This window comes from Microbacterium maritypicum (assembly GCF_008868125.1).
Lineage (GTDB): Bacteria > Actinomycetota > Actinomycetes > Actinomycetales > Microbacteriaceae > Microbacterium > Microbacterium maritypicum.
Genome location: NZ_WAAQ01000001.1, coordinates 12,798 through 27,475, shown reverse-complemented (window position 1 = coordinate 27,475; position 14,678 = coordinate 12,798). Strand labels below are relative to the sequence as shown.

At 69.5% G+C, this 14,678-nt stretch carries 16 protein-coding genes; 6 read left to right on the top strand and 10 right to left on the bottom strand.

Translation table 11 applies throughout. The features are described from left to right. Positions 1–68: 68 nt before the first annotated feature. Positions 69–986, top strand: a complete 918-nt coding sequence (locus F6W70_RS00160) for a DUF808 domain-containing protein (protein ID WP_127483250.1) — start codon at positions 69–71, stop codon at positions 984–986. A gap of 71 nt (positions 987–1,057) precedes the next feature. Here F6W70_RS00160 and F6W70_RS00155 read toward each other — a convergent pair whose 3' ends face one another. Next, positions 1,058–2,407 (bottom strand): HNH endonuclease, encoded by a 1,350-nt coding sequence (locus F6W70_RS00155; RefSeq protein WP_151485589.1) that lies wholly within the window; start codon positions 2,405–2,407, stop codon positions 1,058–1,060. Between the two features lie 82 nt (positions 2,408–2,489). Between F6W70_RS00155 and F6W70_RS00150 the strand changes: the two genes are divergently transcribed. From F6W70_RS00150 to pnuC, 3 genes are all read left to right on the top strand, one after another. Next, complete coding sequence (locus tag F6W70_RS00150) at positions 2,490–3,695, top strand: hypothetical protein (protein ID WP_151485588.1); 1,206 nt, start codon at positions 2,490–2,492, stop codon at positions 3,693–3,695. A gap of 124 nt (positions 3,696–3,819) precedes the next feature. Beyond that, a complete protein-coding gene (locus F6W70_RS00145) occupies positions 3,820–4,347 on the top strand; it encodes a GNAT family N-acetyltransferase (protein ID WP_055871278.1) in 528 nt (175 codons plus the stop codon). A 2-nt stretch (positions 4,348–4,349) separates the two neighbouring features. After that, the gene (gene pnuC, locus F6W70_RS00140; RefSeq protein WP_055871280.1) at positions 4,350–5,060 is read left to right on the top strand and encodes a nicotinamide riboside transporter PnuC; all 711 of its coding nucleotides are present in this window, start codon (positions 4,350–4,352) and stop codon (positions 5,058–5,060) included. 22 nt (positions 5,061–5,082) lie between these two features. Here pnuC and F6W70_RS00135 read toward each other — a convergent pair whose 3' ends face one another. The 6 genes from F6W70_RS00135 to F6W70_RS00110 form a co-directional block, all read right to left on the bottom strand. After that, on the bottom strand, positions 5,083–5,820 hold the full coding sequence (locus tag F6W70_RS00135; RefSeq protein ID WP_151485587.1) for an amino acid ABC transporter ATP-binding protein: 738 nt from the start codon (positions 5,818–5,820) through the stop codon (positions 5,083–5,085). Beyond that, complete coding sequence (locus F6W70_RS00130; RefSeq protein WP_017829818.1) at positions 5,817–6,683, bottom strand: amino acid ABC transporter permease; 867 nt, start codon at positions 6,681–6,683, stop codon at positions 5,817–5,819. Before F6W70_RS00130 ends, F6W70_RS00135 begins: the two co-directional genes overlap by 4 nt. Then, on the bottom strand, positions 6,680–7,531 hold the full coding sequence (locus F6W70_RS00125; protein ID WP_055871287.1) for an ABC transporter substrate-binding protein: 852 nt from the start codon (positions 7,529–7,531) through the stop codon (positions 6,680–6,682). The genes F6W70_RS00130 and F6W70_RS00125 overlap by 4 nt, the downstream gene beginning before the upstream one ends. A 78-nt stretch (positions 7,532–7,609) precedes the next feature. Next, positions 7,610–8,038, bottom strand: coding sequence for a cupin domain-containing protein (locus tag F6W70_RS00120; protein WP_055871295.1), 429 nt, complete (start codon positions 8,036–8,038; stop codon positions 7,610–7,612). Beyond that, the gene (locus F6W70_RS00115) at positions 8,035–9,348 is read right to left on the bottom strand and encodes an amidohydrolase family protein (protein ID WP_151485586.1); all 1,314 of its coding nucleotides are present in this window, start codon (positions 9,346–9,348) and stop codon (positions 8,035–8,037) included. Before F6W70_RS00115 ends, F6W70_RS00120 begins: the two co-directional genes overlap by 4 nt. Beyond that, on the bottom strand, positions 9,345–10,787 hold the full coding sequence (locus F6W70_RS00110; RefSeq protein ID WP_151485585.1) for an adenosylhomocysteinase: 1,443 nt from the start codon (positions 10,785–10,787) through the stop codon (positions 9,345–9,347). The genes F6W70_RS00115 and F6W70_RS00110 overlap by 4 nt, the downstream gene beginning before the upstream one ends. 122 nt (positions 10,788–10,909) lie before the next feature. On the opposite strand from F6W70_RS00110, the gene F6W70_RS00105 reads away from it, so the two are divergent. Further along, complete coding sequence (locus F6W70_RS00105) at positions 10,910–12,292, top strand: LLM class flavin-dependent oxidoreductase (RefSeq protein WP_151485584.1); 1,383 nt, start codon at positions 10,910–10,912, stop codon at positions 12,290–12,292. A gap of 9 nt (positions 12,293–12,301) precedes the next feature. Here the strand turns inward: F6W70_RS00105 and F6W70_RS17715 are convergent, their stop codons facing one another. Then, positions 12,302–12,478 (bottom strand): hypothetical protein, encoded by a 177-nt coding sequence (locus F6W70_RS17715; protein ID WP_055871313.1) that lies wholly within the window; start codon positions 12,476–12,478, stop codon positions 12,302–12,304. 9 nt (positions 12,479–12,487) lie between these two features. Continuing rightward, complete coding sequence (locus tag F6W70_RS00100) at positions 12,488–12,853, bottom strand: DUF4406 domain-containing protein (protein WP_318278759.1); 366 nt, start codon at positions 12,851–12,853, stop codon at positions 12,488–12,490. A gap of 54 nt (positions 12,854–12,907) precedes the next feature. On the opposite strand from F6W70_RS00100, the gene F6W70_RS00095 reads away from it, so the two are divergent. Continuing rightward, the gene (locus tag F6W70_RS00095) at positions 12,908–13,657 is read left to right on the top strand and encodes a DeoR/GlpR family DNA-binding transcription regulator (protein WP_151485583.1); all 750 of its coding nucleotides are present in this window, start codon (positions 12,908–12,910) and stop codon (positions 13,655–13,657) included. Between the two features lie 71 nt (positions 13,658–13,728). Here F6W70_RS00095 and F6W70_RS00090 read toward each other — a convergent pair whose 3' ends face one another. Next, entirely contained in the window at positions 13,729–14,673 is a 945-nt protein-coding gene (locus F6W70_RS00090; RefSeq protein ID WP_055875176.1) for a TY-Chap domain-containing protein, read from the bottom strand. Positions 14,674–14,678 lie beyond the last annotated feature (5 nt).

Genomic DNA, 14,678 nt, shown 5'->3' with positions numbered 1-14,678 from the left:
GAGTTTCCAGGCCCCTCCGACTCGATAGAGTTGCCTCCGCACTGCACACCTGCCGAGGGGAACCGCCCATGTCCGTTGGACTGCTCGCCGTCGTCGATGACATCCTGAGCGCTGCGATGAAGGCGTCGGCGAAGGCGGCCGGCGTCGTGATCGATGACGCCGCGGTCACCCCGCAGTACGTGCAGGGCCTCACACCGGCCAGGGAGCTGCCCGTCGTGGGCAAGATCGCCCTCGGGTCGCTCGCGAACAAGTTCCTGATCATCATCCCGGCCGCCCTGCTGCTCACCGCGTTCGCGCCCTGGGTGCTCCCGTACCTGCTGATCCTGGGTGGCGCGTACCTCTGCTTCGAGGGTGCCGAGAAGGTGCTGGAGTGGTTCGGCGTGCAGCACGGCCACGCCGACGAAGGCGCGCGCGATGAGAAGAAGCTCGTGCTGGGTGCGGTGCGCACCGACCTGATCCTCTCGACCGAGATCATGCTGATCTCGCTGGCGAGTCTGGACAAGGGCCTCGACATCTGGGCGACGCTGGCGATCCTCGCCGTGATCGCGCTTCTGATGACGGGCGTCGTCTACGGCGCCGTCGCGCTGCTGGTGAAGATCGACGACATCGGCCTGAAGATGGCGAAGAACCCGGTGCAGCGCGTGCGTCACACCGGCACCAGGATCGTGCGGTCCATGCCCGCGGTGTTCCGCTTCATCAGCATCCTCGGCACGGTCGCGATGCTGTGGGTCGGTGGCCACCTGGTGCTCGTCAACCTCGGCGAGGTGGGCTGGCACTTCCCGGTCGACATGCTGCACGCCGTGGAGCACGCGCTCCACGGCCTCGGTCCGGTCGTGGTCTGGATCGTGGACACGATCATCTCCGCGATCGCTGGCCTTCTTCTGGGACTGGTCATCGTCGGGATCGTGCTGGGCGTCGCGCGGCTGTTCGGCAAGACGCCCAACTTCCACGAGGGCGAGGAATCCCCCGCCGACGTGCACGTCTGAATCCAGCGACGCGACGGCGCCGAGCGACCGTAGCGCGCCCTCACGCCCTCACACCCTCACACCCTCACACCTCACGCCGCGATGTCGTACCGGGCTCTGCCGCCGAGTCTCGGTCTGCGCTCGGGGTCGACGCTCGGCGGCAGGATGAGCCACACCCGCGCGGCGAAGCCGCACCCCTCGATCCTGATCTCCCACTCGTTGTCGTGGATGCGGTGGTGACAGCTGTCGCAGAGCAGCACGCCGTTGTCGAGATCGGTCGATCCGCCATCACGTTGCCACCAGCGCAGATGATGCGCCCTGGTCAGTTGCGGGGGCAGCCCGCACATGACACAGCCGCCGTCGCGCTCCACGAGCGCGAGCCTCTGCGCACGGGTGAACAACCGCTTCTCGCGTCCCCAGTCGAGGATCTCGCCTGCACCGCCGAGCACGACGGGGATGATGCCACCGCCCGCCGCCATCCGACGACATGCAGCGATGCTGACCGGCTCGTCAAGGCCGTCGACCGTCGCGAACCCGGCGCCGGTCGTCAGGTCGCCGAGCCCCACACGGACGACGACGGTCGCCCCGGACACCGGCAGCCCGCCGTTGTCGCATCCGCTCGCATGCGCGCAGATCTCTGTGAGCGCGTCGGCCTGGATCATTCCGACCGTGCGACGGTCGGCATCGGGCGCCTCGGGGTCGAGCGCGTGCGCCCGCGTCTGGAACGTCGCCGTGACGTAGGCCTGGATCGCCGCCTTCACGGGAGCCCCGGAGGCGATGTCGGTCTGCAGGGTGAGGTGCAGCGACCCGTCGCGCTCGAACATCGTCAGCGAGCGCCGCGACCGGGCCTCTTCTTCGCGCGGTGCCACACCGTCGGAGTCGAGCCAGGCTTCGGCATGCGCGACGAGCTTGCGCACATCATCGAGCGAGAGCCCCTCGGCACGCTCGACGAGCAGTCGCTCGGCCTCGACGAGGCGGTCGACGCCGACCTTGAGTCGCGCCCGATCGAGCAGGGTCACGATCAGCGCCGCGGATGCCGCACCGAGCACGCCGGCACCGATCGCCCGCTGCACCTCGGGATACCGCGGCGGAAGCGGCTCGCCGATCAGGTTCGCCCGAGGCGCGGTCGCCTCCCCCACCTTCACGAGCCGCACCGCGTCGCCTGTCGATCCGCCGGTCGTTGCGGCGATCATGGTCGCCGGGCTGCGGAAGCCCTGCTGCTTGGCGAGACCCGCAGCTCCCAGTTCGGGACGCGATTCCCGGGCGATGCTCGCCGCGATCTCGGCGTGGACGCCGTCGAGCCGACGCTGCACCAGCCCCAACGCCCGGTGCGCCTCGAGCAGCTCCGCTCGGGTCAGGTCGCTCGCGTTCGTCGCATCGCCCCACACGTCTTCGAGGCACTTCACTGCCTCGAGGACGGGGTTCAGATGCGGGTTCGCCATGCCTCCAGTTTAGAACATATATTCGAAGATTCAGAAGGGTTGTGGATAACTCGGGCATCGCGGATGCCGTAATCTCATCGCCATGCCCACGTCCCCGCCCTCGCCGAAGCCGCACAGCACGAAGCGCGACGCCGACCGCTGGTTCCGTGAACAGGGCCTTCCGACGTTCGTGCCGCTGCGGCGCTGGTTCACCGACCTTCCGCGACGCGTCGCGCCGCTGATCGCCTGGGTCGCGGTGGCGGCCTATCTCTTCCAGGACGGGATCGAGGTCGTGTTCGACTTCGCGCTCGACGACTCGGCCGAGGAGGCCGCCTTCGTCGTGGTCGTCGCCGTCGTACTCTTCACGCTCTCGGCAGGGCTCGCCTGGGCCGCCTACTTCCTGGTGCGCGCCGTGCTGCGTCGCCTCCCGATGGGCATCGGCACGGCGGTCGCGCTCCTCCTGATCGCCGCGTGCCTCGCCTTCACGATCAGCTACGGCTACAGCGTCCAGCCGGATGCGACCGTCGGTCCGGTCCTGCGGACGATACTCGTCCTCGCTCTCTGCATCCTGGTCACCGGCATGGGCGGTGGCGCGATGATCTCCTGGGCCTCGCGCCTCGCGGTGCGCAACGCCTCGGCGATCGGACACATGGCCTCGATCGCTCTCCCGGTCATCCTGATGCTCGTCGTGTTCTCCTTCTTCTCGGCCGAGGTGTGGCAGATGGCCTCCGCCCTGTCCTGGGGATCGATCGCCCTGCTCGGCCTCGTCGTCGCCGTGCTCGCCGGCATCGTCGTACTGCGGGTCAGTGCGTCCGAGATCGACGACGACGCGCAGGCGCCCACAGCGGAACAGCGAAGCGCACTGCTGCTCGGCACCCCCGCCGAAGGGCACCGCCTCCTGCCCGGCGCTCCGGGTCGACTGCGCGCACCGCAGCGCATCAACATCCTGCTCGCCATGACCGTCGCGCAACTGGTGCAGGCGCTGTTCTTCGCGGGCCTCCTCGCGGCGCTGCTGATCGTGATCGGCGGCATCGCGGTCCCCACGGGGGTCGTCGGCATCTGGCTCGGCCCCGGCAGCGCCGCGCAGCCGCTCGCCGTCCAGCCTCTGGAGTTCTTCGGAGCGAAGCTGCCGCTCACCGTGAACCTGCTCAAGGCGGCCACCCTGCTCTCGGTGATCGCGGCCCTGCCGTTCGTGTTCTCCGCCGTGAGCGAGGCCCGCTATCGGGAGCGCTTCTTCGACCCGATCATGGTCGACATGAGGCGCGCGATCCTCGTGCGCGAGGCCGTGAGCGCGAGGCCCGTGGGCTGAGCTGCGTAACTGTTCGGTTGCTTCCCCCCGGACACCGGTTCCTCCTGCTAGCGTCGGCGATGCGCACCCGAGCGCCGACGAAGCACGCGCACCCGAAGCGCTGAAGAAGAGAGACCGCCCGCCGATGACAGCCGTGCGAATCAGGGATGCCGAGACCGCCGATCTCGAAACGATCACCGCGATCCACAACCATGCCGTGCTGCACACCACCGCGATCTGGAACGAGGAGGCGGTCGACCTCGCCGACCGCGTCGCCTGGCTCGCCGATCGCACCACCCGCGGCTACCCGGTCATCGTCGCGGTCGACGACACCGGCGTGCTGGGCTATGCGTCATACGCGCAGTGGCGTCCCCACAGCGGCTACCGACTCACGGTCGAGCACTCGGTCTACGTTCTCGGCGGTCAGCACGGTCGCGGCATCGGCACGGCCCTGATGGCCGCGCTCGTCGAGCGCGCCACCGCCGCGGGGATGCACGTGATGATCGCGGGGATCGAGAGCGGGAACGCCGCCTCCATCGCCCTGCACGAGCGCCTGGGCTTCGTCGAGGTCGGACGCATGCCGCAGGTGGGCACCAAGTTCGGGCGCTGGCTCGATCTGAGCATGCTGCAGCTGGTGCTCGACGACCGCGTCGAGCCCGACGCCGGTTCCTGACGATGAACCTGCTCGAGTGGTTCGTCGACGCCTTCAACTCGCAGTGGATGCTGCCCGGCGGGCAGACGCTCCTGGTGCGCGAGGTCGTGGGCAACGCGTTCGGTCTCGCGAGTGCGCTCGGCGGCATGCGTCGCAAGGTGTGGGCGTGGCCGGTCGGCATCATCGGCAACCTGCTGCTGCTCACGGTGTTCCTGGGCTCCGCACTCAGCCCCGATCCGTCACTCCCGCATCTGCTGGGTCAGGCCGGGCGGCAGATCATGTTCATCGCCGTGGCGATCTACGGCTGGATCCGCTGGCGGAATCTCGACGGCGGACGTGTGGTGCCGCGCTGGGCACCGACGAGCGCGCGCATCGGCATGGTGCTGGTGATGGTCGTCGGCACCGTAGCCCTCACGCCGCTGTTCCGTCTGCTGGGGTCGTGGGAGCCGGTCTGGGCCGATGCCTGGACATTCGTCGGGTCGCTGCTCGCCACCTACGGCATGGCCAAGGGCTGGACCGAGTTCTGGCTGGTCTGGATCGCCGTCGACGTGGTCGGGGTGCCCCTGCTGTTCAGCTCGGGCTACTACGCGACGGGCTTCATGTACGTGTTCTACGGCGTCTTCACCGCGATCGGCTTCGTGATCTGGTGGCGGGCTCAGCGCACCGCCGCGCATCCGATCGAGATCCTGCCGCCCGACCCGAGTCCTCGACGGCCGGAGGACGAGCTCGCCTGAGCGCTTCGTCGAGCACCCCGACTCAGTGCTGCACGCGTGCCAGGAACTCCGCGGTGGCCGCGTGCTGCGGGGCGTCGAACACCTGAGAGGGCGGGCCCTGCTCGACGACGACGCCGTGTTCGAGGAACACGATGCGGTCGGCGACCTCGCGGGCGAACGACATCTCGTGGGTCGCCATCACGATCGTGGCGCCCTGCCGCTTCAGCTGCCGCACCAGGTCGAGCACCTCGCCGACCAGTTGCGGGTCGAGCGCGCTGGTGATCTCGTCGAGCAGCAGCACCTCGGGCTGCGTGAGGACGGCGCGCACGATCGCCACGCGCTGCTGCTGTCCGCCCGAGAGCCGGTCAGGATACTCGTCGGCCTTGGCGCCGAGCCCGAGAGTATCGAGCAGCTCGCGCGCCTTGGCCCGCGCCTCCGTCTTGCGCATGCCGTGCACGCGCACCGCCGCGAGCGTGACGTTGTCGAGCACGGTGAGGTGCGGGAACAGGTTGAAGTGCTGGAAAACGACACCGATCCGCGCCCGCACGGCATCGGCGTCGACCCGCGGGTCGGTGATGTCTTCGCCGGACAGGAAGATCTGTCCGTCGTCGATGCCCTCGATGAGGTTCATGGTCTTGAGCAGCGTCGACTTGCCCGAGCCCGAGGCGCCGATCAGCACGACGACCTCGTGCGTGCCGACCGAGAGGTCGATGCCGCGCAGCACGTCGTGGTCGCCGAAGCGCTTGCGCACGCCCCTGGCCTCGATCACGGGGACGCTCATACGACTCCTCCGGCCTGCTCGCGCTTGTTCAGACGCGCCGTGACGACATCGGTCAGGCGGATCATCGGCCAGCTGAGCACGATGAACATGAGACCGGCGACGACGTAGGGCGTGAAGTTGTAGGTCTCGGCGACCATCAGCTGAGCCGCGCGCACCGCATCGACCGCCCCGAGCACCGAGATCAGGCCGACATCCTTCTGCATCGACACGAAGTCGTTCATGAGGGCGGGGACGACCTTGCGCACGCCCTGCGGGATCACGACGATCCGCAGGGTCTGGCCGTGAGTGAGGCCGAGCGAACGCGCCGCGATGCGTTGCGAGGGGTGCACCGCCTCCATGCCCGCGCGGAGCACCTCGGCGACATAGGCCGAGTAGGTCAGGACCAGCGCGATCGTGCCCCAGAACATCGGAGGCATGCGCGGGAAGATCCCCAGCGCGGGGATGCCGAAGCCGACGAGGTAGAGCACGATCAGCAGCGGGATGCCGCGGAAGAAGTCGGTGTAGGCCGCGGCGAGCGCGCGCAGCGGGAAGAACACCGGGCCGCGCAGCGAGCGCATGGTGGCCAGGAGCGTGCCGAGGATCGCGACGCACACCACGGCGATGACGAGCACCAGCAGGTTGACGAGCAGGCCCTGGAAGATCGGTCCGATGCTCTGGAGTGCGACCTGCGGGTCGAAGAACGTCTGGCTGACGATCGCCCAGCCTGGAGTGTTGACGACGACCACGATCAGCACCGCCAACAGCGCGATGCTGCTGCCGAACGCGATCAGGACGGATCGGGTGGTCGCCCGACGCCGCAGAGCGCGGCGTGACAGCTCGAGCTCGCTCGGCTGCCACTCCGCGTCGACGGAGGTCGAGGTCATTTCAGGACGGGGACGTCGACCGCGTCGCTGAGCCACTTCTGCTGCAGCTCGTCGAGCGTGCCGTTGTCACGCAGGGCGTCGACCGCCTTGGTGACATCGGCCGTGAGGGCTGAGCCCTTGGGCAGCACGATGCCGAAGTCGTCTCCGCCGTTCGCGTCGGCGAACTGTCCGGTGACCACGCCGTCGTCGAGCTGAGCGCCGACGACGTAGAAGGCACCGGGAAGGTCGGTGATCATGGCGTCGATCTGACCGCCCTTGAGTGCGAGCACGACGTCGTCGACCGAGTTGAAGACGTTGAGGTCGGCCTCGCCGAGCTGAGCCTTGGCGACCGTGTAGCTGGTGGTGCCGCTGGCGACGCCGACCTTGGTGGCCTTGAGCTCGTCGATGGTCGTCGCCGACGCCGCGGGCGAGCCGCCGACCGCGACGACGGCCTGCGTGGTCGTGTAATACGGCGACGAGAAGTCGACGGCCTTCTTGCGGTCGTCGGTGATGGAGAACTGCTGCAGGTTGATGTCCCAGTCCTTGGGGCCGGGCGCGATGGCGCCGTCGAAGGTGGTGCGCACCCAGACGATGTCGTCGGCCGTGTAGCCGAGCTGCTCGGCGACGGCGTTGGCGACCGCACCCTCGAAGCCCTCGCCGTTGGAGGGGTCGTCGTCGACGAACCACGGCTCGTAGTTGGGCTCACCCGTGGCGATGGTGAGCTTGCCCTCGGTCACGGTCGGAAGTCCCGAGCCATCTCCGCTGCCGGAGTCGGTCGACGGCGTGCTGCACGCGGAGAGGGTGAGGGCGATGGCGGCGGCCGCAGCGGCGACGACCGTCGCGCGGCGGAGGGAGGGGGCGAAGGGCACGATGACTCCAGGGCGAGGAAGGGTATGGAGAAGACGGCGAGGCAGGACGGGTCTGCTTCTGCAGAGACGGGTCTGCCTCTACAGAGTAGGCGATGCGGCCAGTCGCCAATCGGCGAAATCGAAACCTGGGGACACGAAGCACGACACCAGGACCTCCTCCGCATCCAGCGGACGGGCGGCCTGCCAGACGCCGGCGGGCACCAGCACCTGCGCGGCGTCGTCGGGGCCGAGCACCACGGCGGTCGCCTCGCCCGGTTCCGCGCCATCGCCGCCGAGGCTCAGCTCGAGCCGCCCAGGTCCGTGCCACAGCCACAGCTCGTCGCTGGTCACGACGTGCCATTCGCTCTTCTCCGATGGACGCAGGAGGTAGTGGATGCAGGTGGCCGCCGGTCGTGGACCGTTCGGCGTCTCGACCGGCAGAGGGCTCGTCCAGGTTCGGCGGAACCAGCCACCCTCGGGGTGCGGGGCGAGGTCGAGCCGCTCGGCGGTCGTGGGGCGCTGTGTCATGAGACACCTCCGGTCTCGGGGGTGACCGCGGCGCGGTCGAAGGAGTCGATCGCGAAACGGACCTCGCCGGAGACGATCGTGGCAGCGGTGCGGCCCGCCCCGTGCTCGACGAGTTCGGGAACGGCGTCGGGGCCGGCCTGCACGTCGAAGAACGTCAGGTCGGCGAGGGCACCCACGGCGAGGTAGCCGGTGCGGTCGGGGCCCACGTCGATCCCCATGGCGTGTGCCCCGCCGAGAGTCGCGGCACCCAGCAGGCGGGCATGCAGGTCGCGGTCGGTGTAGCCCTGCGAGCGGGCGATGCGCGCGAGCTCGGCCACGTCGGCCAGCACATCGAGCGAGGGGCTCGACGACAGCGAGTCGGTGCCCACGGCGATCGGACTGCCCTCGCGCAGATACGCCGCGATCGGCGGCTCCTCGAGTCCGATGACGGCGTTCGACCGCGGACACAGGGCCACGGTCGTGCGGCGCTCGCGCAGGATGGCACGGTCCCTGGCGCTCATGTAGACACCATGGGCGATATGGCAATCGGGCCCGAGCACGCCGAGCTGATCGACGAACTCGGTGGCGCTGGTACCGAATCCGGCCTTGCGCAGCTCCTGGAAGCTGGCGAGCCCCGCGGTATGCCAGGCCTGTGGATGCTCGTGCGCGAACTCGCTCTCGAACGCGGCCTCTCCGAGGTGGATGTGGATGCGCCCGCCGCGCTCGCGCACGATGTCGGGGATCTCCAGGAGCGGCTCGATGTCGAGCGAGTACGGGGCGTGCGGCGACAGGCCGGTTCCGGGCGGGGTCGGCAGCGCGTCGAGGGCCTGCTCGACCTGGGTGCGTCCGGTGCGCGCCCAGTCGGCGTTGGTCCAGCTCATCACCTCCCAGTAGGTGATGCCGTGCAGCCGGGCGTCGTGCAGAGCTGTCGCCGCCGCACGATCGGTCACCACGTCGGCCACGGCCGTCGTGCCGGAGCGCAGCGCCTGAGCCGCGCCGTCCGCCGCATCCGCCGCCCAGTCGCGACCGCTTTCGTACACCGGGTCGAATGCCCGCACCCAGTCGTCGAAGCCGTCGTACTGGCCACGGCCGACCGAGGCCATGCCGGTGTACTGCAGGTGCGTGTGGGCGTTCACGAGTCCGGGGGTCAGCACGCCCGGCCAGTGCACCTCGTCCGCGTCGATGCCGCGCTCGGACAGCGATCGGAGCACCCACTCGCGTTCGCCGACATGCATGATCCGCCCCTCGCGCACGGCGACCGCGCCGTCGACGATGGGAGGCGCGGTGATCGGCACCACGAGACCTGCCGAGTAGACGGTGACGGCGGTCATGCGGACTCTCCTCGGAATCGCGGCGAGCGCCACTCGCGCTGCGCGTCGACCTGCGCGCGGCTGCGCTGGTCGATGTGCTCTCCGCGCAGGGCGAGAGCGGCGGTGCCGATCGTGACGTCGGCCTCGGCCGGGAGCGGATGCACGCCGGCGGGCAGTTCATGGGCGAGAAGGTGCTCGACGGCGAAGAGCTGCACCGAGAACGACAGGTCCATGATCTCGATCGGGTTGCCCTCCCCCGCGGACAGGTTCACACATCCGCCGCGGGCGATCACGAGCGCCCCGGTGCCGGCGCGCTCGACGAAAGTGGAGACCTCGCCGTTCACTCCCTCATACGGTCGCAGCGTCGAGGCATCGAGGTCGATCTCGTGCGGGACGCCACCCGCGACCGCGACGATCGCCGCCGTGCGCAGCACCTCGGCGTCGACCGTGTGCGGCGCCCCTGTGGCCGAGACGACGAGCGCACCGGGGGCGAGATCGTGCAGACGTCCGATGCGGTACCCGTCGTGCGCGGCCCTGAGGGCGCGCACCGGATCGGTCTCGCTGACGCCGACCTGCGCGCCGAGCGCACGCAGGTGGGCGGCGACGCCCTCGCCGACGGGCCCGTAGCCGACCACGACCGCCGGCTGGTCACGAAGGCGGATGCCGGCGTCGTCCAACGCGTCCGCGATCGCGAACACGCACGACTGCCCGGTGCCGTATCGGTTGTCGAAGGAGGTCTTGGTCAGGGCGTCGTTCACCGCGATCACGGGGATCTCGAGCACGCCCTCCCGCTCCATGAGCCGCAGCGGTGTGAGACCGCTCGTGGTCTCCTCGGCCGCACCTCGCAGCTGCGGCGCGAGAGACTCCTCATGCGCGAGGCGGATCAGGTGCGAGCCGTCGTCGAGCAGCAGGTCGAAGCCGCGGCGCAGGAACGACACGGCGGCGGCGCGTTCGGCGGCTCCCGAGAGCGAGGGATCGCCGTCGACCGGGATCCCGCGGGAACGCAGCACCTCGGCGACCTCGACGTCGATCTCATCGGGGTGGGCGTAGACGGCGACCGTGGCTCCCGCATCCCGCAGCAGCAGGGCGAGCTGGGCGGTCTTCGGCTCGAGCACCATCGCGATGCCGATGCGCACTCCGCGCACCGTGCCGTTCTCGCGCAGACGCCGCGCACGGTCGGTCGCGACGGGCATATGGCGTCCGGCCGCATCGACGCGATCCTCGGCCCTCTCGCGGGGCGGCAGCGCCTCACCGTCGAGCAGGATCTCGGGCGTCCCTCCCGGCGCGAACACGACCCCCGCGTCGCCGAGATGCGCACCGAGCGCCGGAAGCAGAGCGCGGAGAGCCTCGGCCACGCCATCCGTCCCGATGACCGAGAAGTCCCGGCCCGACACGAGCAGGTTGGTCTCACGGGCGAAGCGGCGCACCAGCCGCTGGGCGGTCACGGTCTCGTCGGTCACCAGTCAAGGGTAGAGCCCGCGGGGGTGGCCGAATGCCAGGGCGAGGCAGACCCGCAACCGGAATGTGTCCGTGCATTTCGGGGACTCTGGATTCGTCCACGCCCTTCCCCTTTCATGGGGGCATGACCCGTCAGATCCGCTTCAACGCCTTCGACATGAACTGCGTCGCCCACCAGTCGTCCGGCCTGTGGCGGCACCCCGACGACCGCTCGCGCCAGTACAACACCATCTCGTACTGGACGGAGCTTGCGAAGCTGCTGGAGAGCGCGACCTTCGACGGCATCTTCATCGCCGACGTGCTCGGCACCTACGACGTGTACGGCGGCACGAACGAGGCCGCTATCCGCAACGGCGCGCAGGTGCCGGTGAACGACCCGATCCTGCTGGTGAGCGCGATGGCCGCGGTCACCGAGAACCTGGGCTTCGGCATCACGGCCGGCACCGCGTTCGAGCACCCCTACCCGTTCGCGCGCCGGTTGAGCACCCTCGACCATCTCACGCAGGGCCGCGTCGGCTGGAACGTCGTGACCGGATACCTGCCCAGCGCCGCGCGCAACATGGGCCAGGAGGACCAGCTCGCCCACGATGACCGCTACGACCACGCGGACGAGTACGTCGAGGTGCTCTACAAGCTCTGGGAGGGGTCGTGGGAAGACGACGCCGTGGTCGAGGACCGCGAGCGCGGCATCTTCACCGACCCGGCCAAGGTGCACCCGATCGGGCATGAGGGGAAGCACTTCAGCGTGCCCGGCATCCATATCTCCGAACCCTCGCCACAGCGCACGCCGGTGATCTACCAGGCCGGTGCGAGTCCGCGCGGCGTGAAGTTCGCGGCCGAGAACGCCGAGGCCATCTTCGTCGCCGCCCCCTCGAAGGAGGTGCTCGCCGGAACGGTCAAGCGCATTCGCGACGCCCTCGAGGCGGCAGGACGCGACCGGTACGACGCCCGCATCTACACGCTGCTCACCGTGATCACCGCCGCCACCGCCGAAGAGGCGACGGCGAAGCACGCGGAGTACCTCTCCTATGCGAGCCCCGAAGGCGCCCTGACGTTCATGTCGGGGTGGATGGGCGTGGATCTGTCGCAGTACGCCGAGGACGAGCCGGTCGGGAACGTCGAGTCGAACGCGATCCAGTCGGTTCTGCAGCATCTGAAGGAAGAGGCCGACCTCGGCCGCGAATGGACCGTCGGCGACTTCGGACGCCACAACGCGATCGGCGGCCTCGGCCCCACGATCGTCGGGTCCGGCGTCGAGATCGCCGACGAGCTGCAGTCCTGGATCGAGGCGACCGACATCGACGGCTTCAACCTCGCCTACGCGGTCACCCCCGGCACCTGGCAGGACATCATCGAGCACGTGATCCCGGTGCTGCGCGAGCGCGGCGCCTATCCCGAGGAGTACGCGCCGGGCACTCTTCGCAACAAGCTCCACGGCCGCGGCGACCGGGTGCAGGACACGCACCGCGCCGCGAAGTACCGCGTCGGGGCGTTCGCGAAGGCGTGAGAGGTGACGTCAGTCGTCGCTGCGGCTGAAGATCCCGCGGAGCACCAGGAAGACCACGACCGCGACGACGGCGACGATCATGAGCTTGAAGATGAAGGCCAGCACCGAGAACAGCGCGCTCACGATCCACCACGCGATCACGACGGCGAGGATGACGCCGAGGATGGTCCAGATGTTCTTGGTCATGCCTCCAGCCTACGGAGTCGCGGCCGAGGGAATCTCGTCGAGCGACCGGTAGACGGGAAGTCCGAGCTCCTGCGCGATCTCGACGTCCTTGTCCGCACCCGACGACTCCCCCGGCAGACGCAGCACGGCATCGCAGTGCTGCAGCAGGCGGCGGGCCGTCTCGTACATCACGTCGCCCTCTCCGGCATCCACCGGGTCGAGGGTGCGCAGCACCGGAAGCGCCACCCATTCGCCGATCATCGGCACGTGGCCGAGGCGGAAGATCGGGCCCGCGGCCTCCTCCAGGCGGGCGAGGTTCCTCGCGATGAGGGCGGGGTCGCCGTCGGCGCCCGAGCGGTAGGGGCCGGCGATCAGGATCAGCAGTGGCGTCGTCATGGGGATGACTGTAGTCTGAATCATGCACAATCGTGCAACTTCGTGAGGAAACGCATGCTCGCCGCCCAGCGCAAAGACCACCTGCTCGACCTTCTCGCCCGTGATGGACGGGTGGTGGCCAAGACCGTCGCCGACGAGGTCGGGGTCTCGGAGGACGCGATCCGACGCGACCTCCGGGAACTCGCCGAAGAGGGAAAGCTCCAGCGCGTGTACGGCGGCGCCCTGCCGATCCCTGCCCCGGAGGCCCCGGTGAGCGAACGCACCGAGCTGGCGACCGCGAGCAAGGAGCGCGTCGCACGCGCGGCCGTGGCCACCATCCGGCCCGACTCGACGATCATCCTCGATGCCGGCACGACCACTCTCGCCATGGCCCGGATACTGCCCTCCGGCACGGGGCTCACGGTGATCACGGCGAGCCCGACCGTCGCACTCGCGGCGGCGGAGCACTCGGACGCACGGGTGATCATGGTCGGTGGGGAGCTCTCTCGACACTCACTGGTGACCGGCGGCGGAATGGCGATGGAGGCCATCCAGCACCTCGCGGCCGACACCTTCTTCCTCGGCGCCACCGGCATCGATCCCGCACGCGGCCTGACCACCGGCGAGCTCGACGATGCCGTCACCAAGCGGGCACTGGCCTCGCGCTGCACCGAGACCGTCGTGCTCGCGAGCGAGGAGAAGATCGGCGCTGTCGCGCGCTATCCCATCCTCGCGCTCGACGCCGTCACCGCGATCATCACCGACCCGGCCGACGACAACCCGCTCACCGCGGAGGTCGAGTCGAGGATCGCCGGACAGGAGTGATGGGCGTGGGCGGCGAGCGCACGAGCATGATCCCCTGAGCTTCACGCCCCTCCGGTTCCGGCCGACGCCGGTCAGAGCTGGGCGCGACCGAGTCCGGGGAAGTCGAGCGAGGTCTGCTCCTGATCGCGCCAGGCACGGTGCACGAGGACGTCGGGACTCGACACCCGATAGGCGTCGCGCAGCGCGGCGACGCACCTATCGGCGAACTCCCGATAGTCGGCCGCGTACGCAGGCAGCGCGAGTTCCGAGGTCCAGTTCGGCTGCGCGACCCCCGGCTCTTCCCAGCCGGCGGCCTTCAGCACCGTCTCGTCGGCATCCGTGACCACATCGAGTCCCGGCGCCTCGGCGTACAGCTTGTCGGGATCTCCGGCGAACTGGACGTAGCGCAGCGGGTCACCGTCGACCGACACGATGAGGAACACCTGGTCGGTCACACCGCGGAGCGCCGTGACGAGACGGAGCCCGAAGGCTCCCCACGCCGACGGCTGCGCGTCGGATGCCCGCGGGACGGAACGCTGCGCGACGGCGTCTCGGCTCGTCGCAGCCCACGGCATCGGCTCAGGCGTGCGGATCGTCTCGAAGTCGAGGTCGGGATCATCCATGGGTACGAACTTCAGCCACGGCTGCAGCTCCGGCCGCTCGAACCCGAGCATCTCGAATCCCTGCTCGGCTGCTCGTGGATCGAGGGTGCCGAGTCGCGCCAGCCCTCGACGGTCCGGCCCGTCTCTGCCGGGCTCTACGGTGACCGTGATGCCGCGATACGTACCGCGGTGTTCGACGCGGAAGCACTCCAGCTGTTCATCCGGAGAGATGTTGCGTACCCACCCGTTCCCGATCCGCCGGAAACCCTCGACCGGGGTCGAGCTCCAGAGTGCCCAATGGCCTCCGGGTGTGGCGAGCGGGTACTCCGTGTTCCCGACGCGGACGTAGCGTCCTGACTTCTGCACGTTCAGCCCCCCGGCTTCCGGGTCGGCGCGGCGACCCCGCGCGTCGGCGTCGCCGACAGAGAGCTGCATGTCAT